We start from the raw sequence: 24609 nt of genomic DNA on the forward strand, positions 1-24609 counted from the left end.
ACATCTATGATCCGGAACATCTCTGGAACCTCGACGGGTCTTCCGCGTTGCATCCGGCTTGAGCCCGAGGAGGTCGGAATGGGTGTCGCTGAATACGCGATCGTGTCGGTTCGGGACCAATGGGGCGTGCTGCACGACGGCGAGATCAAGGGAGAGTACGCGACGAAAGAAGCCGCCTTTGAAACTGCGGCCGCTGCGGCTTCGCTGGCGATCCGCCAGGGTCATGAGGTTCGTTTGACCGTACCGGCTCGCGAGGCGGGTGAATCTGCGCTTGGACATTAGCCAGGATAGTATGCGGCCAGCGCGGCGAACCTGACGCTCCCCGATCATTTTATTCGCGGTCAGGGCGCTCCTCGATCGAGTGACAAGATCAGTCGATCGGATCGGCGCCCTTGCGACATTGCCTGTGAAGGCAACAACTTCAACCATGTGCACGTGATCGTGGATGGCATGGACTGCCAGTGCAAGATCACGTCCTAGGCCGGCGCCGGGTGCCGGCCTTTCTCCTGCCCAGCGTTCTTTGCGAGACGCGCAAGGCATCTAGCGGATCGCTTGTCCGCCGCGGAGTAGGCTAGCGAAGCCATCCGCCGCGTCGTTTTAGCGCTGAATTTTCTCCGGCCCGCTGAGCCACAGTGCAAGCACGGTCCAGATCGCGCCCGACAGCAGGTAGGCACCGGCGGACATTAGCCCGAAATTGGCGGCAAGGAGCAGCGCAGCGAGCGGGGCGAATCCGGCGCCGAACAGCCAGGCGAGATCGGAGGTCAGCGCCGAGGCAGTGTAGCGATAGGCGCGCGCGAAGTTGGAGGCGATCGCACCTGACGACTGGCCGAACGACAGCCCGAGCAGGATGAAGCCGAGCACCATGTAGATGGACTCGCCGACGGCGCCGGCATCGAGCAGCTGCGGAGCAAAGCCCGAAAACACCGCGATGGCAATTGCCGAGCCCATCAGCAGCGGCTTGCGTCCGATCCGGTCCGCGAGCACGCCGGAGGCGATGATCGCGATCACGCCGACCATGGCGCCGATGGTCTCGATCACCAGGAAGCGCGTCGGGCTCTCGCGCGTGAACAGGAACACCCAGGAGAGCGGAAACACGGTGACCATGTGGAACAGGGCGAAGCTCGCCAGGGGAGCAAACGCGCCGATCACGATATTGCGGCCCTCATGTCGGATGGTGTTGGAGACGCGGGCCGGCTGCAACTCGCGGCTCTCGAACAGCCCGGCATATTCAGGCGTCGCCACCATGCGCAGCCGCGCAAACAGCGCGACCACGTTGATCGCAAAGGCGACGAAGAACGGATAGCGCCAGCCCCAGTCGAAGAAGTCGGCGGCAGACAGATAGCCAGCAAAGAACGCAAACAGTGTGCTGGCGACGATCAGACCCAGCGGCGCACCGAGTTGCGGGATCATCGCATACCAGCCGCGCTGGCTTTCCGGCGCATTCATCGCAAGCAGCGAGGCCATGCCGTCCCAGCTGCCGCCCCAGGCCAGGCCCTGGCCGATACGCGCCAGCGCCAGGAGCCAGATCGCGGCGGCGCCGATGGTGTGGTAGCTCGGCAGGAAGGCAATTGCGACCGTCGACGTGCCGAGCAGGAACAGCGCGGTGATCAGCTTGGCGTTCTTGCCGTGCCGCCGGTCGATCGCCATGAAGATCACGCTGCCGACGGGCCGGGCGATGAAGGCCAACGCGAACAGTGTGAAGGAATAAAGAGTCTGGTGCAGATCGTCGGCGAACGGAAACACCAGCCGCGGGAACACGATCACCGAGGCGATGGCGTAGACGAAAAAGTCGAAGAATTCCGATGTGCGCCCGATGATGACGCCGATGGCGATCTCGCCCGGATTGGCCCCGTGGCCGTGGGAAGCGCCAGGGATCGCATCAGCCGTTGCCGCCGCCTGTGTCATCACGATTCCAGTCTGCCTTGAAGTGGTCCTGCCGGGCCTTGCGCCCAAGCTGTGTTTGGCCGCGCGGCCATCGGCCCGGTATTGGACAAATTGTCCAATGTTGGATGCGCTGCAGCATGGGTACCTCTCGGGCGGAAAAAATCCGTCGCTTGATGGGGTTAAGCGTGCGCTATCTGAAACTATTGGCTTTATTGCCGCTTGGCCTCGCCCTTGGCGGGTGCGACTTCGTCGTTCTCGCGCCGGCGGGCGATGTGGCTGCGCAACAGCGTGATCTCGTGGTCATCGCCACCGTCCTGATGCTGCTGATCGTGGTGCCAGTCATGGTCGCGACGGCCCTGATCGCCTGGCGCTACCGGCAGTCGAACACGACAGCCCGTTACGCGCCGGATTGGGATCACTCGACCCAGCTCGAGCTTTTGATCTGGGCGGCGCCGCTTCTGATCATCATCTGCCTGGGTGCGGTGACCTGGATGGGCACGCATCTGCTCGATCCCTATCGCACGCTCGGCCGTATTGCCGCCGATCATCCGACCAACCCGGATCTCAAGCCGCTGGAAGTCGACGTCGTCGCGCTCGACTGGAAGTGGCTGTTCATCTATCCCGAATACGGCGTCGCCAGCGTCAATGAGCTCGCAGCGCCCGTCAATCGGCCGCTCGATTTCAAGATCACGGCCTCCTCGGTGATGAACTCGTTCTACATCCCGGCGCTGGCTGGCCAGATCTATGCGATGCCGGGCATGCAGACGCGGCTGCACGCCGTCATCAACGCGCCCGGCAACTATCGCGGATTCTCCGCCAATTACTCCGGCGCCGGCTTCTCGCATATGCACTTCACCTTCCAGGCGCTGGCCGACGGCGATTTCGACCAGTGGATCGCGAAGGCGAAGTCCGCCGGTGCCAGCCGGCTCGGCCGGCAGGAATATCTGGCGCTCGAGCGTCCCAGCGAGAACGAGCCCGTCCGCTTCTATACGCCTGTCGATGAGGAGCTGTTCCCGGCGATCCTCAACATGTGCGTCGAGACCGGCAAGATGTGCACCAGTGAGATGATGGCGATCGACGCCAAGGGCGGCATGGGTCTTGCCGGCATCGGCAACACGCTGCCGCTGACCTACGACAAGTTGGCCGCGCGCGGCGCCGTGTTCGGACCCGAGCCCAGCTATGTCGCCGGCGGCGTCTGCCTGCCGGGCGATCAGGTCGGCCGGATGTCCGACGCCTCGACGATTGTTCCCGCGCCGATCGATGGGACGCCGCTGCGCGGTTATGGCCTGGCGCGTCCCGGCTCCGCGCGGAAATCCTCGACCTCATTCTTGTTCGGACGCAGCTCCAAATCGGATTCGTGAGATAGCACCATGGTTGATACGCACGATCTCACCAGGCTGATCTTCGGACGGCTCACGCCGGAGTCGCTGCCGCTGCACGAGCCGATCATCGTCGGCACCTTTGCCGTGGTTGCGCTCGGCGGCCTCGCGCTGCTTGGCGCCATCACCTATTTCCGGCTCTGGGCCTATCTGTGGCGCGAATGGTTCACCAGCGTCGACCACAAGCGCATCGGCATCATGTACATGGTGCTCGGCATCGTCATGCTGCTGCGCGGCTTTGCCGACGCGCTGATGATGCGCATGCAGCAGGCGATGGCCTTCAACGGCTCGGAAGGCTTCCTCCCGGCGCATCACTACGACCAGGTCTTCACCGCGCACGGCGTGATCATGATCTTCTTCGTGGCGATGCCGCTGGTCACCGGGCTCATGAACTTCGTGGTGCCGCTGCAGATCGGCGCGCGCGACGTGTCGTTCCCGTTCCTGAACAATTTCAGCTTCTGGATGACGGTCGGCGGCGCGGTGCTAGTGATGGCGTCGCTGTTCATCGGCGAGTTCGCGCGCACCGGCTGGCTCGCTTATCCGCCGCTGTCGAACCTCGCCTACAGTCCGGACGTCGGCGTCGATTACTATATATGGGGACTGCAGGTCGCAGGCGTCGGTACGACATTGTCGGGCATCAACCTGATCTGCACCATCGTGAAGATGCGCGCGCCCGGCATGACCATGATGAGGATGCCGGTGTTCACCTGGACCTCGCTCTGCACCAACGTGCTGATCGTGGCGTCGTTTCCGGTACTGACCGCGGTGCTCGCGCTGCTGTCGCTCGATCGTTACGTCGGCACCAACTTCTTCACCAACGATTTTGGTGGCGATCCGATGATGTATGTCAACCTCATCTGGATCTGGGGTCATCCGGAGGTTTACATCCTGGTGCTGCCGGCCTTCGGCATTTTCTCCGAGGTCACCTCGACCTTCTCGGGCAAGCGGCTGTTCGGCTATACCTCGATGGTCTACGCCACGGTCGTCATCACCATCCTGTCCTACCTGGTCTGGCTGCACCATTTCTTCACGATGGGATCGGGCGCGAGCGTCAACTCGTTCTTCGGCATCACCACCATGATCATCTCGATCCCGACGGGCGCGAAGATGTTCAACTGGCTGTTCACGATGTATCGCGGCCGCATCCGTTTCGAGCTGCCGATGATGTGGACGGTCGCCTTCATGCTGACCTTCGTGATCGGCGGCATGACTGGCGTGCTGCTGGCGGTGCCGCCGGCCGATTTCGTGCTGCATAACAGCCTGTTTTTGGTCGCGCACTTCCACAACGTGATCATCGGCGGGGTGCTGTTCGGCCTGTTCGCCGGCATCGGCTACTGGTTCCCGAAGGCATTCGGCTTCAAGCTCGACGTGTTCTGGGGCAAGCTGTCGTTCTGGTTCTGGGTGGTCGGCTTCTATTTGGCCTTCATGCCGCTCTACGTGCTCGGCCTGATGGGCGTGACGCGGCGGCTTCGCGTATTCGACGATCCATCCTTGCAGATCTGGTTCGTGATTGCCGGCATCGGCGCAGTCTTGATTGCCTGCGGCATCGCCTGCTTCCTGATCCAGATCGCGGTCAGCGTGCTCCGCCGCGAGAAGCTCGCCGATGTCACCGGGGACCCGTGGGACGCCCGCACCCTGGAATGGGCGACGTCGTCGCCGCCGCCGGCCTACAACTTCGCCTTCACGCCGGTGGTGCATGACAACGACGCCTGGTGGGACATGAAGCGCCGCGGCTATGCGCGGCCGCTCGCCGGGTTCAAGGCGATCCACATGCCGAGCAATACCGGCACCGGGGTCATCCTCGCCGGGCTTGCGACCGCGATGGCGTTCGGCCTGATCTGGTACATCTGGTGGCTGGCGGGGGTGAGCTTCATCGCGCTGCTCGCGGTCGCGATCCGCCACACCTTCAACTATCACCAGAGTTTTAACATCCCCGCCGACGAGGTCGTGCGCACCGAGTGCGCCCGCACCGAGCTGCTGGCAGGAGCGAAGTCATGACCATTGCCATGGGATCGATGAAGGCCGGCGAGCCGGTCTTCTACGTCGTCGACGAGCACGAGCACGCGGAAGGCCACAGCACCATGCTGGGCTTCTGGATCTACCTGATGAGCGACTGCCTCATCTTCGCGATGCTGTTCGCCGTCTATGGCGTGCTCGGCGGGAAATATGCTGCGGGTCCGGCGCCGAAGGATCTGTTCGACCTGTCGCTGGTCGCGGTCAACACCACGTTCCTGCTGCTGTCATCGCTGACTTACGGCCTCGCGATGCTGGCCATGGGGCAATCCCGCGTCGGGGCGATGATGGCCTGGCTCGTCGTGACCGGTTTGTTCGGCCTCGGCTTTCTCGGCATCGAGCTGTCCGAATTCGCCCACATGATCCATGAGGGTGCGACGCCCCAGCGCAGCGCGTTCCTGTCGTCGTTCTTCACGCTGGTCGGGACCCACGGTCTGCACGTCACCTTCGGCCTGATCTGGCTGGTGACGTTGATGGTGCAGGTCCGGCTGCATGGGCTGATCGAGAGCAACCGTCGCCGGCTGTTCTGCCTGAGCATGTTCTGGCACTTCCTCGACGTCATCTGGATCGGCGTCTTCACCGTTGTCTACCTCATGGGAATGCTGCGATGAGCACGGACGTCCACGCCGAAGCCCAGGTACACGACCACGACCACGGCACCGCCGGGGACCATAGCCACGGCACGCGTGCCGACCTGTGGATCGGCTTTGCCGCCTCGGTCGTCCTCACGGCGCTGCCGTTCTGGCTGGTGATGAGTGGAACCCTCGATAAGCAGGTGACCGCGCTGGTGATCATGGCGGTGGCGGCTCTGCAGGTCGTGGTCCATATGGTCTACTTCCTGCACATGAACACCCGCTCGGAAGGCGGCTGGAGTATGATGGCTTTGATCTTCACCATCATCGTGGTCGTGATCGCGCTGAGCGGTTCATTGTGGGTGATGCAGCATCTGACCACCAACATGATGCCGATGCACGAGATGAGCCCATCGCCGTGACCGAGCCTCCCACGGAGGGGGCTGAGCCAGAGGGGACCGATCGCGACCGCCGCAACACGTGCCGGCCGGTGTCCTTGCTGCTCGGTCTCGCGTGGGTCGCCTGTGTTGCCCTGCTGCTGGCGCTGGGCGTCTGGCAGATCGAGCGACGCGCCTGGAAGCTCGATCTGATCGACCGGGTCGAGCACCGCGTCCATGCCGATCCATCGCCGATGCCGGGACCGGCGGCTTGGCCGGCGGTCAACCGCGCCGACGATGAATACAGGCGCGTCACCGTGACAGGGCGTTTCTTGCACGAGCGCGAAACCCTGGTGCAGGCGCTGACGGTCGACGGCTCTGGCTATTGGGTCGTCACCCCGCTCGAGACACCCGATCACGCCATTGTGCTGGTGAATCGCGGCTTCGTCCCGGTGGAACGGCGCGACCCGGCCACGCGAGGCGAGGGGAACCCGGCTGGGACGGTGGACGTCACGGGGCTGCTCAGGATCTCCGAGCCCGGCGGCGGCTTCCTGCGCCGGAACGATCCCGCCGCCAATCGATGGTACTCGCGTGATGTAACAGCGGTCGCCGCATCGCGCGGCCTGCCACAGGTTGCGCCGTTCTTCATCGATGCCGATGCCACGCCCAATCCGGGCGGCTGGCCGCGGGGCGGCCTGACCGTCATTTCCTTTCCGAACAATCACCTGGTCTATGCGCTGACGTGGTTTGCGCTTGCCGTCATGCTGGCCGGCGCCGGACTGCACCGTCTTTTCGGCACGCGCGGTTCTCCCGACCATGCCGCGCAGGGCGTAAGCTAGCCAACAGCCTTAGGACGAGTCTTGGGACAAGCTCAGTGTCTTCTGCTAGGCCAGCTCTCGGGTTGACATGTTGTCGACACGATCTGATCTCGGGAATGGTCATGAGGAACGAAGCCGCGGCCCTGCCGGCCGCAGCCAATGCCGCAGATGCATTCGGGCCACCGCCGCTGGCGGCGGATGCGACCAACCGCAAGAACATGGCGCTGCTGATCCAGCTGCGCTGGATGGCGGTGCTCGGACAGGTGGCGACTATCGCGTTCGTCTCCTGGTGGTTCGATATCACCCTGCCGCTCCCGCCGATGGCTGCTGTCATCGGCGCGCTGATCGCGTTGAATGTGGCGAGCCAGATCTGGCTGCAATATCGAGATGACGTCAGCAACCGTCACCTCCTGATCGCCCTGATGCTCGACGTGGTGGCGTTGACGGCTGAACTTCATCTCGCCGGCGGCGCCTCCAACCCCTTCACCTGCCTCTATCTGCTGCAGGTGACGCTCGGCGCCGTGCTGCTCGACGCCCGCTCGACCTGGTCGCTGGTGGCGTTGAGCTGCGTGAGCTTCATCTGGCTGATCGTCTCCTATCGGCCGCTGTTGCTGCCGCATCATAGCGCCAGCGATGTCTTCAGCCTGTATATCACCGGCACCTTCGTCGGCTTCGTGCTCGATGCGGTTCTGCTCGTCGTGTTCGTCACCCGCATCAATCGGAACCTGCGCGAGCGCGACGCCAAGCTGGCCGCCTTGCGCCAGCACGCCGCCGAGCAGGATCACATCATCCGGATGGGCCTGCTCGCCTCGGGCGCCGCGCATGAGCTCGGTACGCCGCTGGCCTCGCTCTCGGTGATCCTCAATGACTGGCGGCGCATGCCGGCGATCGCATCAGACCCGGCGCTTGCCGATGATTTCGCCGACATGGAAGCTTCCGTGCAGCGCTGCAAATCCATCGTCACCGATATCCTGGTGTCGGCCGGGCAGGCGCGCGGCGAAGGATCGGCACCGACCACGTTGAAGACCTTCCTTGCGGGCCTTGTCGACGAATGGCGCGGGGCGCGGTCAGCGCGCAATCTGATCTTTCGGAATGAGTTCGGTGACGACATTGCGATCGTTTCCGATGTCGCGCTGAAACAGGCGATCGTCAACGTGCTCGACAACGCCCACGAGGTGTCGCGCGACTGGGTCGAACTCGTGGTCGAGCGCGACGGCGACATGCTGCTTCTGAGCATCAGCGATCGCGGCCCCGGCTTCGACCGGGGGATCCTCGCCCAGCTCGGCCGGCCGTATCAGAGCAGCAAGGGGCGGCCGGGCGGCGGGCTCGGCCTGTTCCTGGTCGTCAATGTGATCCGCAAGCTCGGTGGCGTCGTTTCGGCCTGGAACCATCGCGGCCGCGGCGCCACCGTGCGGCTGTCCCTCCCGCTGTCGATGCTTGCGATTGGAGAGCGTGGTGGTGAGTGACCGATCCCTGCTGATCGTCGAAGACGATGAAGGTTTTGCGCGCACCCTGAAGCGCTCGTTCGAACGGCGCGGCTACGACGTCGTGGTCGCCGCGTCGTACGACGAGGTCGGCGAGATCCTGAAACTCAGATCACCCGAATATGCCGTCGTCGACCTCAAGCTCGGTGGTGCATCGGGGCTCGTCTGTGTCGAGATGCTGCACGCGCACGACCCGCAGATGCTGATCGTCGTACTGACGGGATATGCGAGCATCGCGACGGCGGTCGAAGCCATCAAGCTCGGTGCCTGCCACTACCTGGCGAAACCCTCCAACACCGACGATATCGAGGAGGCGTTTCGCAAGGCGCAGGGCAATCCGCAGGTCGCGCTTGGAGATCGTTCGACCTCGATCAAGACACTGGAGTGGGAGCGGATTCATCAGACCCTGATCGAGACCGATTTCAACATCTCGGAAGCCGCAAGACGGCTCGGCATGCATCGCCGCACTCTGGCCCGCAAACTTGAGAAACGCCAAGTCAAGTAACAGGTGAAGTAGCGCCACGACAGCCCTGACGTCCTTGTTACGGGCGTAATGGGAATCTCGCTCATCGAAATCATTGTGTGACACGACTTTCTCAAGCTCGCAGGCCGAGATGAAGCGAGGCCGCCGATGTCACACGCAAACAGCACCGTCTCTCTTTCCACGGGCGCGCCGCCCACCATCGCCGAGCTGGAGGCGGATCCGCATGGTGTGATGCGGCATTGGCGTGCGCTCACGCCGGCGATCCCGCACGACGGATACGGGTTCCTGATCCTGCGCGCGACGGATGTCGACCGCCTGATAAATGATGCGCGGCTGCGGCCTCTCGGGACCGAGCTGGCGCGCCTGCGCGGCATCACCGAGGGCACGCTGTTCGAATTCTTCAGCGAAGGCATGCTGACCGCCGACGGCGCCGTGCATCGCCGCCGGCGCTCACCCTTCACCCGCGCCTTTGCCGCGCGTCTGATGACGGAGCTGCGGCCACAGCTGCGTCGAAGCGCCGAGAGCTTGATCGAGGCCTGGGAGCCGGGCGAGACGATCGATTTCGTGGCTGGCTTCGCGAGCCGGTTGCCGGCGCAAGCCATTGCCGGCCTGCTCGGCCTGCCGCTACGGGACATCCCGCGCTTCACCGAGCTCGCCTATAGTGCTTCCCGCCTGCTCAGTTTCAGCTACGCGCCCGAGGATATTCCGGGCATGGAGGCGGACATGACCGGCCTGAGGACCTATGCCGAAGAGCTTCTGGCCGACCGTCGAGCCGCACCACGGGACGATTTCCTCTCCACCTTCCTGCATGATGCGGAGCAGGAGGGCGAGCTCTCGCCGGCGGAAATCGTCGTGCAAGTCATTACAATGATCATCGGCGGCACCGACACGACGCGTGGTGCGATGGCGTCTCAGCTCGCGTCGCTGCTGCAGCATCGAGCCCAGTGGCAGGCCGTCTGTCGGGATCCTGCGCTCGTGCGCCCCGCGGTCAACGAGGCGCTCCGCTACGAACCGAGCGTCGCTTCGACCAGCCGGCTGGCCCAGGAGGACATCGATCTCGACGGGGTCAAGCTGCCGGCTGGACAACTCATCACGTTCGCGCTGATCTCGGCATTGCGCGACGAACGCGTCTACAAAGATCCTGACGTATTCGACATCCACCGAACCGATCATGTCCGCCTGCATCCGGTGTTCGGCGCTGGCCCGCATCGCTGCCTCGGGGAGGCGCTGGCGCGGGCTGAGCTGGAGGAAGGCCTGGCGGCGCTTGCCGCGCGCGTGCCGGACCTTGAGATGGTGGGCGAGCCGTTCAGCCTGCGTGGACATTTCGGCATCCGCCGCGTCGGAGCCATGCGGGTGAGGCGGCCGCATTAGGCGCAGCCAGGGCTGGAAGCCGCATTTGCCGTCGTCGAGAAGCTCCAGGTTAAGCAGTGGATATCAACGCGCGAGCTGCGTCAGCTCCGCGTCGTTGATGGATGCTTCGTTACAGTTGTAACCGGAATTTGACAGATCGAAATCTTGTCGTGATGCCGTTCCCACAAGCTCCGTTGCAGATATGAAGTGGGCCGTCGATTGGTTGATATCGAATGGTTTTGGTGGTCCGGCGCTGCCGCGGCCGATATTGTGAACAGATAAGTTGCCTCGATAGGCAGAAATCCGACGATAGTTTGATCGCCTCGTGCCAAAGCACGCGATACCACCGTCTTGTGGTCACATTCCAAATGCTTTGTCCGAGCATCGGCGCGACGGACCGACCACATGTGACCGTGTCGTAATCTGTCTTCAACCGCCTTGCGCGTTCGGACCTGCATGAGATCAGCAGACCGGAGAATTCAAGGACCATCCATGATCGGGCCGCACGAGCTCAAGGAGGATGCGGGAATTGAATTCGGCCCGTTCAGCCTGTATCCGGCGCGGCGGCTGTTGCTCAAAGAGGGGGTGCCGCTTCGGATCGGCGACCGCGCGCTCGACATTCTCGTTGCACTCGTCGCGCGCTCCGGTGAAGTGGTCGGCAAGGAGGATCTGATCGCGAAGGTTTGGCCTGGCCTTGCCGTCGATGAGAGCTCGCTCCGCGTGCACATCAAGGGCCTGCGCAAAACGCTCGGTGATGGCCAGAACGAAGCGCGGTACGTGGCCAATGTTGCGGGTCGCGGTTATTGCTTCGTCGCTCTGATCAAGCCGATCGAGGCCCGACCGGAATCTGCGCCTGAACGCCAGCTCGAGGCGGCCAGGCTGCCGGCGGCCGTCAAGCGCATGGTCGGCCGGGATGCCGTCGTCAAAACTCTCGCCGACCAGTTACTGGCGACACGGTTCGTTTCCGTGGTCGGTCCCGGAGGCGCAGGAAAGACGACCGTTGCGCTGGCCGTTGCTCATGCGCTCTCCCGGACGTTCGCGGACGCCGCCGTGTTTGTCGACCTCTCGGTGCTACGCGAGCCGCAACTGGTGCCGGCCAGCGTTGCCTCGGCGCTTGGGCTCCGTATCCACGAACCGGATGTCACCAACGCGCTGCTCGCGCACCTCGCAGAGAAGCGCCTTGTCCTGCTGTTCGACAATTGCGAGCACGTGATCTCCACGGTCGCCGCGCTCGCCGAGCAGATCGCAAGCCAGTCGACCGAGGTGCACATCCTTGCAACCAGCCGGGAGGCGCTTCGGGTCGAAGGCGAACATGTTCATCGGTTGCTGCCGCTCGATGTCCCGGATGGCAAGAGGCGGTTGACGGCGGAGCAGGCCAAGACATTTTCCGCAATCGCGTTGTTCGTCAATCGCGCGGTGGCGGCCGGCGCAGAGCTTGAGCTGTCGGACGACAACGCGGAGATGATTGCCGGGATCTGCCGTCGTCTCGACGGCAACGCGCTGGCGACCGAACTCGCCGCCAGCCAGGTCGCGATTCACGGCCTGCGCGGCCTGACCAGGCTGCTCGACGATCGTTTCCGCCTGGCGTGGCCCGGACGACGCACCGCGAGCCAGCGCCACCAGACGCTGAACGCGCTGATCGAGTGGAGCTACGATCTGCTGTCTGACGAAGAGCGCCGCTGTTTCTGGCGGCTGTCAGCCTTCGTCGGCAGTTTTGATCTCGCTGCGGCGCATGCCGTGGTCGCCGAACCCGGCGATGCCGAGGCCACGACACTTCGTCTGATCGAAAGCCTTGGCGCGAAATCCCTGCTGACGATGTCGACGGAATGGAGCTCGCCCCGATACAGGTTGCTGGAAACCACGCGCGCCTTCGCCTTGGAGAGGATGGTCCAGGAGGGAGAGGACGCGACGATCCAGAGGCGTCATGCGGTCTACATCGAAGCTTTGCTGAATCCTGGGAACGGACGCGAAGGAGACGCAACGCTCTGTTGCGGGCGTGAGGTGGCGATCGAGAATCTCGGCAATATTCGTACCGCGCTCGGCTGGGCATTCTCCGACACCGGTGATCCCGCCATCGCCGTGCCGATGGCGGCAGCCGCGGCTCCGGTCTTTATCGAGCTGTCCTTGCTCGCCGATTGTCATCACTGGTGCGCCCGGGCGCTTGACGTCCTCGGCAGCAGCGTTCGCGACAGCCGGCTGGAGTTGAAGCTGCGCGAGGCCCTGGCCATCGCCGGGATGTTCACGCGCGGCAACGGCGCCGATGTCCAACACGCGGTACGCCGGGGACTGGAGCTCGCCGAAGCGGCGGGAGATCCGATGTCGCAGCTGAGGCTGTTGGCGGGGCGTCATATCCTTCTCACCCGGATCGCAAATTTTCGCGGTGCGTTGAAGATCGCCGAGCGATATGAGGAAATCGCGAAATCCCTGGGTGATGAGTCCGGCCTGGCCACGGCCGATTGGACGCTGGGCGTTGCCCATCATCTGCTTGGCAACCAGGCCAAGGCACGAGTCTATTTTGAATGTGGCTTTGTGAGAGCCGAAGCCAATCCTGACATCAACACCAAATTGTTCGGTTACGACCATCGCATTCGCGCCATGGTCGGTCTGGCCCGCACGTTTTGGCTCCGTGGCCGGCCTGAGCACGCGGTGGAAATCGCCGAGAAAGCGATCGAGGAAGCCAAGCTACTCGGCAATCCGGTCAATGAGTGCATTTCTCTGATCTACACGGCCCAGGTATTTCTTTGGCGCGGAGACTGGACGGAGGCCTCGCATCGGGTCGAGCAGCTCATTGCGAAGGCGGAGCAGCATCATCTGCGGCCCTACCACGCAGTCGGGTTGGGATTCCGTGGCGAATTGGCGCTGAGGCACAATCCGGCGCTGGGAGTCGCTTTGCTCCGGAAAACACGGAGCGCTCTGCAGGCGGAGAATCACCACGTTCAGGATGCCTCATTCAGGCGGGCGCTCGCCGAAGGCCTGCTGCAACTGGATCGGGTCGACGAAGCGCGCGAAGCGATCGAGGAGGCGATCCGTCAGGCGGAACTGAGCGGCGGAGGCATCGACCTGCCTGAATTTCTCCGCATCAAAGCAAGGATATTGCTCGCGGACGGCACGTTCAGTGTCGATCAGGTGGAGTCCATCCTCACCGCCGCGCTCGATCTGTCCCGAAGCCAATCCTCGCTCGGATGGGAGTTGCGGGTGGCCATGGATCTGTTCCTGCTGTCGCGTTCTTCGTCGGCGCAGGCCAGGCAACTTCTTGCCCAAACCCTGCAACGTTTCGACGAAGGTTTCGACACCGCAGACTTGCGCGCTGCGCGGCATTGTCTCGAAGGTGTTCCGTTTATCGGAACACGACGCGCGTAGAGCAGCGCGATTTTCATCGAATAGAGGCCGCGGCGTCGCCGATTCGCGTCTTTCCGCGGCAATTCGTTCATGCGGAGCCGCCCTTGCGCTGCGGCCCAAGCCGAGTCCCAACACTTCACAACACTTAACGAGCGCCGGTCACGTCGAGGCGCTAAATGGGGCCGAACCGAGGCTGGCGGGTGTGTCGTGGAGGTGAGCATGTTGAGGCTGCATTCTGTGCCCGTCGACGGACGATCGGCCGCGCGCCCGCGAGGCGACCGCTGATGACGAAGCTTGAGAGCGAAGCGAGCCATCCGACAGGGCCGGGTGAGAAAGCGAGAAACATCATGAGTACCGTGCACGCGTTTGCGGCCCGGGTCGTGCCGATCGATGTCGGCCGTGCGCAGGGCGAGCTTGCAGCAGGGACGCCTCGCCGGAATTCAGACCATGGTTGCTACCGCTTCGGCGATTGGCAACTCGATCTGCAGAGCGAGCATCTGATTGCGCCTGACGGTGCGTCCGTTGCGCTCACGAGCGGAGAATATTCCTTGTTGGTCGCATTCCTCGACGCCCCGTACCGAGCACTGTCGCGGGACCATCTCGCGCAGGCAATTTGCGTCCACGACTGTGACCGCGAAGCTTGTATCGACGTCCATATCCTGGGTCTCCGTCGCAAGCTCGAGGCCGACCCCCGGACACCGGAGATCATCTTGACCGAGCGCGGCGCAGGCTACCGGTTCGCTCTGGCAGTCGAGCGGGCCTGATACGAACGACGCGTCATTGAGCTTCGCGTCCGCGCATCTTGCGCGTGGTCCGTGTGCTGAAGGTCCACCGCAAGCAATGGGCCGTTAATCTAAAAATTCTATGATGAGCAAGGCGTGTCAGAACAGGACCGTTCCTTGCGCCGGTCTGTTCTCGGCACAGAAATGTTCCAAGATGATGCGAGCTCCTGCTCAAGTCCTTTCCATTTCCTTACCTGCTAACTCCAAGAAAGCAGATGTGAAGCCAAGAGCGATTAACTAGGAATTTAGGATTGGGTTGTGCGCGTGGGTACCTCCATTAAGGGTTTTGTTAAATTGCCCTGGAATTCGGAGTCCGCGATGCGCGTCGCTATCGTTCACGACTGGCTATACGTCCTGGGCGGTGCTGAGCAGGTGTTGCGCGAAATCCTCCGCTGCTATCCGAATGCAGACGTCTTCACGCTGTTCGACCTTCTCCGCCCTGAGCAACGTCGCAAGTTGGGCTTCGAGAGCTCGCACACCAGCTTCCTCCAGAAGATGCCGTTCCTGCGCAAGCACCACCGGTCCTATCTGCCGCTGATGCCGCTTGCGATCGAGCAATTCGATCTGTCCGGTTACGACCTCGTCATCTCGAGCAGTTGTGCGGTTGCCAAGGGCGTGCTGACCGGCCCAGAGCAGCTTCATATTGCCTATGTGCACTCGCCGATGCGCTATGCCTGGGATCTGCAGCACGTCTATCTGAACGAAAGCGGTTACGCGACCGGCCTGAAAGGGATCGCCGCGCGTCTGCTGTTGCACAAGATGCGGATCTGGGACGCGCGCACCGCCCACGGCCCCGATGCGATCTTCACAAACTCGCAATTCGTCGCCCGCCGGATCAAGAAGACCTATGGGCGTGAGGCCAAGGTGATCTATCCGCCGGTGTCCATCGCCAATCGCGATGCCATCCTGCCGGTCGGCAATCACTTCCTCGCCGCGAGCAGGCTCGTTCCGTACAAGCGCATCGAGCCGATCGTTCGGGCGTTCAATGAGCTGCCCGATCTGGAGCTGATCGTTGCCGGAGACGGGCCGGAAGCAGAAAAGCTGAAGGCGATCGCGCGGCCGAATATCAAGTTTGTCGGCTTCGTTCCGGATAGACAGCTGCGCGATCTCATGACCACTGCGCGGGCCTTCGTGTTTGCGGCGGAGGAGGATTTTGGCATCGTTCTCGTTGAGGCGCAGTCTGAAGGCGCGCCGGTGCTGGCGCTCGGCCGCGGCGGCGCACGCGAGTCGATCCTGACAAATGGAGCGCGGCCGACCGGAATGTTCTTCGACGCGGCCGATCCGAGCTCGATTGCTGAATGCGTGCGTACGTTCCTCGGCAAGGAAAAGACGATCTCGCGGCTCGACTGCCGGCAGCGGGCCGCCGTGTTTTCCGCTGAGCGCTTCCGCAGCCAGTTCGTCGCGGCCGTGAATGAAGAGCTCGAGCGTTTCCATGCGGGGGACCAGCGTCGCGCCGCGCGGCTGATCGCGTAAACGGTGTCGTCGGAGCGAGACCAGGAAGATGAGGCACGCGAGCATGTCCGATAGCCTGTCCGGTCTTGCGACCCTCGGCAGCCTGTGGCGGCGCCGTCGCGTGTTGGGCGCGGTGGCCGCGGCGGTCCTCGGACTTGCCGTCCTCGCACTGATCGTGCTGCCGGTGCGCTATCTTGCGACCGCGTCCGTCATCGTCGCCGAACAGGAGCCTGGCGCAGCCGCCAGCATGTCTCCGGCCTGGGCTCAGAAGGTCGGCGATCCCGCAGACCTCGAGAGCCAGCTGCTCGTCATCCGCTCGCCACGGCTGCTGAGGCTGGTGATGAGCGCGCCGGGTGTCATCCCGGCGGTGGTCAAGGAGTGTGAACGTGGCCGATGGATGGGCGGTGGCGGGAGCTGCGACAAGCTTGCCACCGATCCCAGCGCCTTCATCGACCACGTCGACAACCGTTTCAGCGTCGCGTCGGCGGGCCGCTCGCGCGTCATCAACATCTCCTACCAGTCGAGCCTTCCCGAGACGGCGCAGACGCTCGCCAACGCGCTGACCCAGGTATTTCTCGACGACCAGCGCAACGAGGGCGCCAACAGCCGCGAGGTCGCGAGCTCCTGGATTTGGCAGGAGCTGAAACAGCTCGATCAACAGCTTCGCGCGGCCGACGAGAAGATCCAGCAGTTCCGCAGGACCAAGGGCCTGATGCGCGGCGCCAACGCCCCGATCTCGTCGGAGCGGTTGACCAGCATCGGCCAGCAGCTCTCGCAGGCCGAAGCCGCGCGCGCTGAAGCTGCTGCGCGGCTGCAGGAGATCAAGTCGGAGCAGGAGCGGGGGCCGACAGATGCGCCCTCGGTGCTGGCGAGCCGCACCATCGCGGATCTGAAGCAGCAGCTCACTGCGGTCAGCGCGCAGCTGGCCAGTGCGGCCACCATGCTCGGGCCGAAACATCCCTCGATCCTGTCGCTGAGCCGCGAACAGGCGATGGTCCAGCAACGGCTGGTCGACGAGATGCAGACCATCGCCGCGAGCGCCAAGAAGGCCTACGACGCCAACGATGCGCTGGTGAATTCGCTGAAGAAGCAGATGGACGCCGCGAAGGCCGAGGCCGGTTCGGCGACGCTCGATGAAGCCTCGATCGAGAGCATGGTGCGCGACACCGAGATCAAGCGCCAGCAATATGCCGAACTGTACAAGAAGGCGAGCGAGCTCGAGACCGAGCGGCGGGTTCTGCGCGGCAGCACCCGGCTGGTCAGCCTCGCCGAGCTGCCGAACAAACCCTTCTTCCCGAAAAAGATCCCGTTCCTGGCGGCCGGCGCGACGCTGGCGTTGATCTTCGGCGTCGGTGCGGCTTTGCTGGCGGACCGGGTCGCGCCACGTGCGAGCGGAGAAGCGGGGCCAGCTGTGCCCGAACCCGTGCAACCGCCTGCGCGCCAGGTTGCAGAGATCGCGCGGGGGCCGGCGCTCGCGCCAGAAGAGACCGCGCGCGTGCCTGATCCCTCTGCTGCTGCGGATGCGCAAAGGCCGGATTTGCCTGAGATCGCCGGCGTGCCGATCCTTGCGTGCTTGCCGCGGCTCAAGTCGTTGCGGCAGTTATCGACCGTCGGCGCCATCCTCCAGGATTATCGCAACCTCGCCATTCCACAGGCGCTGCGGCTCGCTTCGGAGGATGCCGAGTTTCAGGCGAGCATTCATGCGCTGGTGCAGGAAATGGCAATCGGCGTACCCGGGCAGACGCGGCGGATCGTCGTGACGTCGCCGGAAAGCGGCGAGGGTAAGACGACCAGTGTATGCGCACTCGCCGAGCATCTTGCTGCTGCAGGCCGCCGGGTGCTGATCGTCGAATGCGAGCCGCTCCACCCGAATGTCGCGCAAGTGTTGTCGCTGCCGCCCGGCCCCGGATTGATCGGCGTGCTGTCCGGAGCGACCGCGGTCACCGACGCCGTGATCAGGACGGAGCATCCGAATCTGGATGTGCTGCCGCTGGGGCAGGGGACTGTGCCGACCGCGGACCTGCTGTTTGGTGCGAAGCTTGCGGAGCTGCTGTCCGGACTCTGCTCCTATGACGTGGTCCTGATCGACAGCGCGCTGCCCGCGCCGAACAGCCCATATCTCTCCGGGATGGATTGGGCGGTGCTTTGCGTCAGGAACGATCGGCCGGTCATTGAGCCAGTGGTCTCGGCGATCAGCCGCATCAAGGCGTTGGGCGCCGGCCATGTGGGCGTCGTCGTCACGATGACCGAGGCAGAACGCACTTGTCCGCCGCAAGCGACATTCACCGCAACAGACGCTTATGCCAGGGCAGGGTGATGTCGAACGAACGTGTGCTGTTCGTGGATCATACCGGCCAGATCGGCGGCGCCGAGCTGATCCTGCTTGATGTCGTCACCAGCCGGCAGAACGCCTCTGCATTCCTGTTCGAGACCGGCCCGTTGAGCGCGGCGCTGGCCGCGCGCGGATTGAAACTCATCATCTCACAGCATGGCAGTGGTCTGTCGCGCTTCCGCCGCGACAGCTCCGTTCTTTCGGCGCTGCCGCTCGCCGGCCGGCTTGCGGCCATTGTCGTGGAGATCGCGAGAGCCGCGTGGGAGCATGACTTCGTCTACGCCAATTCGCAGAAGGCGTTTGTGCTGGCCGCCCTCGCCAATGTGCTGGTGCGCCGGCCGCTGATCTGGCATCTCCACGACATCATCAGCAGCGCGCATTTCGGCGCCGCGCAGCGCCGCATGCAGGTTCTGCTGGCGAACATGTGCGCCATGAGGGTGATCGTCCCTTCGGAAGCGGCGGCGGCGGCCTTTGTCGATGCGGGCGGGCGGCGCGGTCTGGTCGAGGTCGTGCCCAACGGCATCGACCTGAAGTCCGAGCGGACGTTGCGTAGCGAGCTCAGGCAGCGGTTCGGCCTCCCGGCCGGTCCGCTGGTCGGCGTGTTCAGCCGGCTCGCGCCATGGAAGGGACAGCATGTGCTGCTCGAAGCGCTCGCGCGCCTTCCCGATGTCGGCTGCATCATTGTCGGCGATGCTCTGTTCGGCGAGCAGGACTATGCGGCGCGTCTGCGCACGATGACCGCTGAACTTGGCCTGGTAGATCGCGTGCATTTCCTTGGTCATCGCAACGACGTGCCGAGCTTGATGCAGGCGGTCGATGTGATGGTGCATCCCTCGATCGATCCCGAGCCGTTTGGCCGGACGCTGGTGGAGGCGATGTTGTCGGGCGTGCCTGTCATCGCGACCGATGCCGGCGCCGCGCCGGACATTCTGGAGCGCGGTCGCGCCGGCACGCTGATTCCGTCTGGCGATCCGCGCGCCTTGGCGGCTGCGATCGCCTCCGTGCTGACGACGCCGGAGCAGGTCGCAACGCAAATCGACTATGCCGCGCAGCGCGCACGTGCAGAGTACAGTCTCGGGCGGATGCTCGATACGATCGGGGCGGTCATCACCAAGGTCCGCCTGGGAGCGGTGGCGTGAGCACAAGTCTCGCCGCATCATCGGCCGCACGGCCCTGGCAGTTCCCCGGATGGGGCGTGGCGGTGCTCGTTCTGCTCGGCACTGCCGTGCTCGGCGGCTCGCTCGGCGGCCTGGCGCGGCTTGGTTTCGTGATCGCCTGCGGCGGCGTCGGCTGGTACGCTTGGCGGCAGGGACCGGCCGCGCATCTGCAGGCGGCGCTGATGCTGTTCGCGTTCGCGCCGTTCGTGCGACGAATGGTCGATATTGCCGCAGGCTTTGATCAGCTCGGCCTGATGCTGATCGGACCGCTGGTCGCGATCCTCATCCCCGCGATCCATTTGCCGCGATTGCTGGGGCAGCGCGAGGAGCGGGCAGCCTGGCTCTGGCCGCTCGGCATCGTTGCGGCCTGCGTCGTCTATGCGGGCCTGCTGTCGCTCGCCCAGGCCGATTGGACCAATGCGGCTTCCGGTCCGCTGAAATGGCTCGCGCCGCTGCTCTATGCCGCTGTGCTCATGCTCAGCGCCGATCGCAGCGCACTGCTCGAGGCGGCCGCGTCGGCGTTCCGCATCATCCTCCCCGTCACGGGTCTCTACGCGATCTATCAATATGTCGATCCGCCGGAATGGGATCGCTACTGGATGGAGTTCGCGCCGATCCTGTCGATCGGCCAGCCGGTGCCCTACGGCGTCCGCTCCTTCAGCACCATGAATGCGCCGGCGGTCTATGCGAGCTTCACCGCGACCGGGCTGCTGCTGATCGCCTTCTCGAAGCGGCCGTGGCCCGCCATGCTGCTGAGCCTGCCTGCGGTGCTCGGCTTTCTGCTCTCGATGTACCGCACCGCGTGGATCTCGCTTGCGGTGGGAATCCTGTTCTGTCTCGTGTTCGCGCAGACCCGGCGGCGCGCCGGCATGATCCTGCTCGGCATTGCGGTCGCGGTCGTGCTCGCGGCGACGCTGACGCCGTTCGGCGACGTGGTCGCTGAGCGCCTGTCTTCGCTCGGCGAGGGGACGAAGGACGGCAGCGCGCAGGAGCGGCTCGAGGAATTCATGACGCTGTGGAATCTGCCGGACAGCTCGCTGTTCGGATCCGGCTTCACCATCACTGATGTCGGCTCGGCCGGCGCCATGCCGATCGACGGCATGATCATCACGTGCTGGGTTTCGATGGGCATCGTGGTCGGCGGCGTCTGCCTCGCCGCTTTGCTGTGGGCGATCGGCAATGCGGTTGGCGCTGCGCTGTCGGATCGCACCACGGAGGCCGTCATCGTCGGTGCGCTTGCGCTCGGCGCGCTGGCACAGCTGCCGCTCGCCAACATCACCTCCGGCGAGAGCGGCTTCCTGTTCTGGACCTTTGCTGTCCTGCTGGCGCCGAAGCGGCCGGAAGAGGGGGCCGCATGAACGCGAGCGGCCGGTCATTGCGGCGCTTCAGCGCGCTTCTGATCAGCGGCGCGCTGGCGAGCAAGCTGCTCGGCTTCGCGCGCGAGGTCATGATGGCGCATGTGCTCGGCGCCTCGCTGATCGCCGACGGCTTCCGCTCCGCGACAACGGCCGTGCTGATCCCGCTGGCGTTCCTGCAGAATGAGAGCGTGCCGGCAATCATGATCCCGATGCATCGGGAGGCGCTGCAGGGCGAGAACCCCTCGCGCAACCTCGGCGCGCTCACCGTCGTCATCGCGCTGATCTCAGCCTTGATCATGGTGGCCGTTCTGTTGCTCGGCGAGATCTGGGTCAATGCGATCGTCGGCGGCTTCTCCGTCGAAGGCCGTGAGCTGACCTTGCGCTTCGTGCGCATGATGGCGTTCGGCATGCCGGCGTCTGCCGTCCTCAACGTGCTGGCCGCAGGCGAAATCGCGCTCGGTCGCACCCGGCTGACCAATGTCCGCGCCAGTCTCCTGAACGTTGCCGTGCTCGCCGGCATCGGGCTGCTGATGCTCACGGGCGACGCCTACTTCCTGGCTTGCTCCTTCACCATCGCCTTCAATGCGCTGGCGCTGTGGGGTCTGCATACGATGTGGCGTGAGGGCGTGCTCAGCTTCTCGGGCTTGACTGTGCCGATCATCCTCGCCAAGGCCGCCGACTTCTTCCGCAGATTGCGCGTGCTGCTCGCGCTGCCGCTCGCCGAGCAGGGCAATATCTGGATCGAACGGCTCACGGCGTCGCGGCTGACCACTGGCGCGGTGGCTTCGCTCGACTATGCGCGATCGCTGACCGAGAGCGCGCTGCTGCTGATCAGCCAGCCGCTCGGCATGGCCGTGCTCTCGCATCATGCGCCCCGCGATCCGCGCAGCCAGCTCGATGCACTGCTTCGGCCGTTATTGGCCTTGACCTTGCCGGCGTCTGCGTTCCTGCTGATGTTCGCGACCGACATCGTGCGGCTGATCTATTTCCGCGGCGCCTTCGGCGACGAGGCGCTGCTCCTGACCTCGCATGCACTGAAAGGGATTGCCTGCGGCGTCTGGGCCGCGACGCTCGGCTGGATTCTGATCCGCCTGCTCAACGGCGCCGGCCGCAACGGTGCGGCCGCGCTGATCATCGTGTGCGGATACCTCGTCAATATCGGCTTCAACCTGCTCGCCCCACTGTTCGCGCCCGGGCCCGCCGCCGGCATGCAGCTGCTTGGCATCGGTGAGGCGCTCCGCAGCATCGTTCTCCTGCTCGGCGTGGTGCTCGTGCTCGGCGAGCGCAGAAAGATCCTGACGCTGATCGGCACCGCGCTGGTGCCGGCCCTGCTGATGATGGCGCTGGGGCAACTGATTCAGAGTTCGGTCGCCGGCTTGCTGCCGCGTCTGCTGGTCGGCGGCTGTGCCTATCTTGTTTGCCTTGCTCTCGCCTTAGCTCTTTTGATGCCGACGGCACTCGGCATTGCGCTCAGGCAGATCCGGAGATTATCCAACGTGAAGGGGCAGTTGAGTTGAGCCTCCTAGCTGTTGCGACCACAAAGGCCATGATGGCCTCCAGCGCCTTCGTCCTGCCATTCACCAAGGCGGCCGATCGGGTGCTGGGCCCGCGCGGCTGCTTTTTGACTTTCCATCGCGCCGCTCCGTCTGAGGTGTGGGAGCGGCTGCCGAACCGCGACTTCCATCTCGACCTCGGCTTTCTCGATCAGTTCCTGACCTACCTGCGCGCCCAGCGCTGGGACGTCGTGACCGTCAGCGAGGGGCTGCGTCGCGCGGCCGATCGCCATGATCACAGCCGCTACGTCAATTTTTCGATCGATGATTGCTATCGCGACAGCTTCGAAAGCGTGGTGCCGCTGTTCCGCCGGCACAATGTGCCGATCACGCTGTTCGTGACCACGGGAATTCCCGACGGTACGCTGCCGCTGTGGACGGCCGGGCTCGAGGACGTGCTACTGCATCGTGACCGCGTCGATGTCGACGGCGAAAGCCTCGCGCTCGGCACGCCCGAACAGCGGCGCGGCGCGTTTGCGCGCATCGCTGCGTCCTGGGATGGTCCCGACGCGGGCAGGCTTTACGCCGATTTCTGCGCGGCCAACGCCATCGATATCGAGACGATGCATTGGAAGCATGCGATCTCCTGGGACATGCTGCAGGAGCTGGCACAGGATCCGCTGGTCGAGATCGGCGCCCACACCGTGACGCATGCGCGAATTTCGGCGGTGACTGCTGAAACGGCCTTGGCCGAGCTGTCCCGGTCGCGCCGCCGCCTGAGCGAGCGGCTCGGCATCGAGGTGCAGCATTTCGCATTTCCATACGGCCGCGCGACCGATTGCGGCCCGCGCGAATTCGCGCTGGCGTGCCAGGCGGGATTCGCCAGCGCCGCAACGACGCGCAAGGGGCTGCTGCGTCACGGGCAGGATGCGTTCTCGTTGCCGCGCAACACCATCAATGGCGCGCATCGTCATCTCGCGGCCATGGAAATGCATCTCACCGGCCTGAGCGGCACGGCAGCCAGGGTGGTTGGCCGTGTCTAGTCGCGCGCGCTTACGAATCGTGTCGATTGCGCATCCGGCCGCGAGCAGCGAAGCCGGACGTCTGCGCTACCGCCATCTTGCGGCCAAGGCCAACATCGACCTGCACCTGGTGATGCCGGCCATCTGGAAGGAGTTCGGTCGCACCATCGTCGCCGAGCCGCCGCGTGCCGACGGCTTCTCTGTCCATGTGCTGCCGATCCGTCTGCCGCGGGCCGGCCCGATGAAATGGTACCTGCACTTCTATCCTGCGCTGCGGCGGCTGCTGGCCGAGATCGATCCCGACGTGATCCATTTGTGGGAGGAGCCGTGGAGCATCGTCGCGCTCCAGGCGCAGCTCTCGCGGCGCCGCGCGGCCGTCGTGCTCGAGGTCGATCAGAACATCCTCAAGCGACTGCCGCCGCCATTCGAGACCATCAGGCGCTTCGTGCTTGCACGCACCGACCACATCCTGTCGCGCAGTCTAGATGCGACATCAGTGGTGCGCGCGCGGGGGTATGCCGGGCCGGTGACGCCGATCGGTTACGGCGTCGATCTCGCGACCTTTGTGCCCAACGCCGAGCCGGTCAGCACGCCGCGGACCCGGCCGCTCACGATCGGCTATGTCGGCCGGCTGGTCGAGGAAAAAGGGTTAGACGACGCGTTGGAGGCGATCGCGCACAGCGCGGCGCCCGTCGTGCTCGACATCATGGGCGAGGGTCCTGACGACGCGCGGCTGCGCCAGCGCGTCGAGATGCTTGGGCTTGCTGATCGCGTGACATTCCGCGGTTGGGGTCCGCCGCAACAGGTCGCCGCCTTTCTGCAGAGCCTCGATGCGCTGGTGCTGTTGACCCGCACCACCAACGTGGTGCGCGAGCAGTTCGGGCGGGTGATCATCGAAGCCCAGGCCTGTGGCATTCCGGTGATCGGATCGACCTGCGGCGCGATTCCCGACGTCGTCGGCGACGGCGGCTGGATCGTGCCGGAGCACGATCCGGATAGCTTGCGCCGGCTGCTCGATATGCTGGCCGCCGACCCCGCCATGCTGCGGGCGAAGGCATCCGCGGCGCGCGCCAACGTGTTGTCGCGCTTCACCTATGATGCGGTCGCAACCGCGATCGAGACCGCTTGCCGCGCCGCGGCCAGCGACAGGGAGGCCACGCGTGTCAAGCCGCTGCAGCCGCTCGGCATCGGTCGTCCGTCGTAATCTGCAAGCGCCGGCATTGCCGATGTGAGGCCGATCAGTGCGACGTCGCTCTCAACAGCTGCTGATCAGTACGGTCCTGTTGGGGCTGGTTTTGCCGGTCGCGACACGG

19 protein-coding genes are annotated in these 24609 nt (G+C 64.5%); 18 read left to right on the plus strand and 1 reads right to left on the minus strand.

Features of this window, described 5'->3' with window-relative positions:
- Window positions 1-78: 78 nt before the first annotated feature.
- Complete coding sequence (locus tag ACQR1W_RS15955; protein ID WP_434851650.1) at window positions 79-282, plus strand: hypothetical protein; 204 nt, start codon at window positions 79-81, stop codon at window positions 280-282.
- 315 nt (window positions 283-597) lie between these two features.
- Here ACQR1W_RS15955 and ACQR1W_RS15960 read toward each other — a convergent pair whose 3' ends face one another.
- Window positions 598-1905, minus strand: a complete 1308-nt coding sequence (locus tag ACQR1W_RS15960) for an MFS transporter (RefSeq protein WP_434851651.1) — start codon at window positions 1903-1905, stop codon at window positions 598-600.
- A gap of 164 nt (window positions 1906-2069) precedes the next feature.
- Here ACQR1W_RS15960 and cyoA point away from each other — a divergent pair, with 164 nt between their 5' ends.
- From cyoA to ACQR1W_RS16045, 17 genes are all read left to right on the plus strand, one after another.
- On the plus strand, window positions 2070-3245 hold the full coding sequence (cyoA, locus tag ACQR1W_RS15965) for a ubiquinol oxidase subunit II (RefSeq protein ID WP_434851856.1): 1176 nt from the start codon (window positions 2070-2072) through the stop codon (window positions 3243-3245).
- A gap of 9 nt (window positions 3246-3254) precedes the next feature.
- Complete coding sequence (gene cyoB / locus ACQR1W_RS15970) at window positions 3255-5261, plus strand: cytochrome o ubiquinol oxidase subunit I (RefSeq protein WP_434851652.1); 2007 nt, start codon at window positions 3255-3257, stop codon at window positions 5259-5261.
- Entirely contained in the window at window positions 5258-5887 is a 630-nt protein-coding gene (cyoC, locus tag ACQR1W_RS15975; RefSeq protein WP_434851653.1) for a cytochrome o ubiquinol oxidase subunit III, read from the plus strand. Before cyoB ends, cyoC begins: the two co-directional genes overlap by 4 nt.
- Window positions 5884-6270 (plus strand): cytochrome o ubiquinol oxidase subunit IV, encoded by a 387-nt coding sequence (gene cyoD / locus ACQR1W_RS15980; protein WP_434851654.1) that lies wholly within the window; start codon window positions 5884-5886, stop codon window positions 6268-6270. Before cyoC ends, cyoD begins: the two co-directional genes overlap by 4 nt.
- On the plus strand, window positions 6267-7064 hold the full coding sequence (locus ACQR1W_RS15985) for an SURF1 family protein (RefSeq protein WP_434851655.1): 798 nt from the start codon (window positions 6267-6269) through the stop codon (window positions 7062-7064). Before cyoD ends, ACQR1W_RS15985 begins: the two co-directional genes overlap by 4 nt.
- Window positions 7065-7165: 101 nt before the next feature.
- Window positions 7166-8509 (plus strand): ATP-binding protein, encoded by a 1344-nt coding sequence (locus ACQR1W_RS15990; protein ID WP_434851656.1) that lies wholly within the window; start codon window positions 7166-7168, stop codon window positions 8507-8509.
- Complete coding sequence (locus tag ACQR1W_RS15995; RefSeq protein ID WP_035983749.1) at window positions 8499-9032, plus strand: response regulator transcription factor; 534 nt, start codon at window positions 8499-8501, stop codon at window positions 9030-9032. Before ACQR1W_RS15990 ends, ACQR1W_RS15995 begins: the two co-directional genes overlap by 11 nt.
- A 126-nt stretch (window positions 9033-9158) precedes the next feature.
- Window positions 9159-10382, plus strand: coding sequence for a cytochrome P450 (locus ACQR1W_RS16000; protein ID WP_434851657.1), 1224 nt, complete (start codon window positions 9159-9161; stop codon window positions 10380-10382).
- Between the two features lie 471 nt (window positions 10383-10853).
- Window positions 10854-13721, plus strand: coding sequence for an ATP-binding protein (locus ACQR1W_RS16005; protein ID WP_434851658.1), 2868 nt, complete (start codon window positions 10854-10856; stop codon window positions 13719-13721).
- Window positions 13722-14047: 326 nt separating this feature from the next.
- Entirely contained in the window at window positions 14048-14464 is a 417-nt protein-coding gene (locus ACQR1W_RS16010; protein WP_434851659.1) for a winged helix-turn-helix domain-containing protein, read from the plus strand.
- Between the two features lie 336 nt (window positions 14465-14800).
- A complete protein-coding gene (locus tag ACQR1W_RS16015; protein WP_434851660.1) occupies window positions 14801-15955 on the plus strand; it encodes a glycosyltransferase in 1155 nt (384 codons plus the stop codon).
- Between the two features lie 43 nt (window positions 15956-15998).
- Window positions 15999-18251 carry a polysaccharide biosynthesis tyrosine autokinase gene (locus ACQR1W_RS16020; RefSeq protein ID WP_434851661.1) on the plus strand — a complete coding sequence of 751 codons (2253 nt, stop codon included), beginning with the start codon at window positions 15999-16001 and terminating at the stop codon, window positions 18249-18251.
- Window positions 18248-19405, plus strand: coding sequence for a glycosyltransferase family 4 protein (locus ACQR1W_RS16025; protein WP_434851662.1), 1158 nt, complete (start codon window positions 18248-18250; stop codon window positions 19403-19405). Before ACQR1W_RS16020 ends, ACQR1W_RS16025 begins: the two co-directional genes overlap by 4 nt.
- Window positions 19402-20781 (plus strand): O-antigen ligase family protein, encoded by a 1380-nt coding sequence (locus tag ACQR1W_RS16030; protein WP_434851663.1) that lies wholly within the window; start codon window positions 19402-19404, stop codon window positions 20779-20781. The genes ACQR1W_RS16025 and ACQR1W_RS16030 overlap by 4 nt, the downstream gene beginning before the upstream one ends.
- Complete coding sequence (locus ACQR1W_RS16035) at window positions 20778-22298, plus strand: lipid II flippase MurJ (protein WP_434851664.1); 1521 nt, start codon at window positions 20778-20780, stop codon at window positions 22296-22298. The genes ACQR1W_RS16030 and ACQR1W_RS16035 overlap by 4 nt, the downstream gene beginning before the upstream one ends.
- Window positions 22295-23317, plus strand: coding sequence for a polysaccharide deacetylase family protein (locus tag ACQR1W_RS16040; protein WP_434851665.1), 1023 nt, complete (start codon window positions 22295-22297; stop codon window positions 23315-23317). Before ACQR1W_RS16035 ends, ACQR1W_RS16040 begins: the two co-directional genes overlap by 4 nt.
- Window positions 23310-24500, plus strand: coding sequence for a glycosyltransferase (locus tag ACQR1W_RS16045; RefSeq protein ID WP_434851666.1), 1191 nt, complete (start codon window positions 23310-23312; stop codon window positions 24498-24500). The genes ACQR1W_RS16040 and ACQR1W_RS16045 overlap by 8 nt, the downstream gene beginning before the upstream one ends.
- Window positions 24501-24609 lie beyond the last annotated feature (109 nt).

Source organism: Bradyrhizobium sp. HKCCYLS1011 (assembly GCF_051167795.1).
GTDB lineage: Bacteria > Pseudomonadota > Alphaproteobacteria > Rhizobiales > Xanthobacteraceae > Bradyrhizobium.

Coding starts and splice junctions, on each gene's coding strand:
- cyoB (WP_434851652.1), top strand. CDS start 3,255: ATGGTTGATACGCACGATCTCACCAGGCTGATCTTCGGACGGCTCACG.
- ACQR1W_RS15960 (WP_434851651.1), bottom strand. CDS start 1,905: ATGACACAGGCGGCGGCAACGGCTGATGCGATCCCTGGCGCTTCCCAC.
- ACQR1W_RS15955 (WP_434851650.1), top strand. CDS start 79: ATGGGTGTCGCTGAATACGCGATCGTGTCGGTTCGGGACCAATGGGGC.
- ACQR1W_RS16020 (WP_434851661.1), top strand. CDS start 15,999: ATGTCCGATAGCCTGTCCGGTCTTGCGACCCTCGGCAGCCTGTGGCGG.
- ACQR1W_RS15990 (WP_434851656.1), top strand. CDS start 7,166: ATGAGGAACGAAGCCGCGGCCCTGCCGGCCGCAGCCAATGCCGCAGAT.
- cyoD (WP_434851654.1), top strand. CDS start 5,884: ATGAGCACGGACGTCCACGCCGAAGCCCAGGTACACGACCACGACCAC.
- ACQR1W_RS16015 (WP_434851660.1), top strand. CDS start 14,801: ATGCGCGTCGCTATCGTTCACGACTGGCTATACGTCCTGGGCGGTGCT.
- ACQR1W_RS16035 (WP_434851664.1), top strand. CDS start 20,778: ATGAACGCGAGCGGCCGGTCATTGCGGCGCTTCAGCGCGCTTCTGATC.
- ACQR1W_RS16000 (WP_434851657.1), top strand. CDS start 9,159: ATGTCACACGCAAACAGCACCGTCTCTCTTTCCACGGGCGCGCCGCCC.
- cyoC (WP_434851653.1), top strand. CDS start 5,258: ATGACCATTGCCATGGGATCGATGAAGGCCGGCGAGCCGGTCTTCTAC.
- ACQR1W_RS16010 (WP_434851659.1), top strand. CDS start 14,048: ATGAGTACCGTGCACGCGTTTGCGGCCCGGGTCGTGCCGATCGATGTC.
- ACQR1W_RS16005 (WP_434851658.1), top strand. CDS start 10,854: ATGATCGGGCCGCACGAGCTCAAGGAGGATGCGGGAATTGAATTCGGC.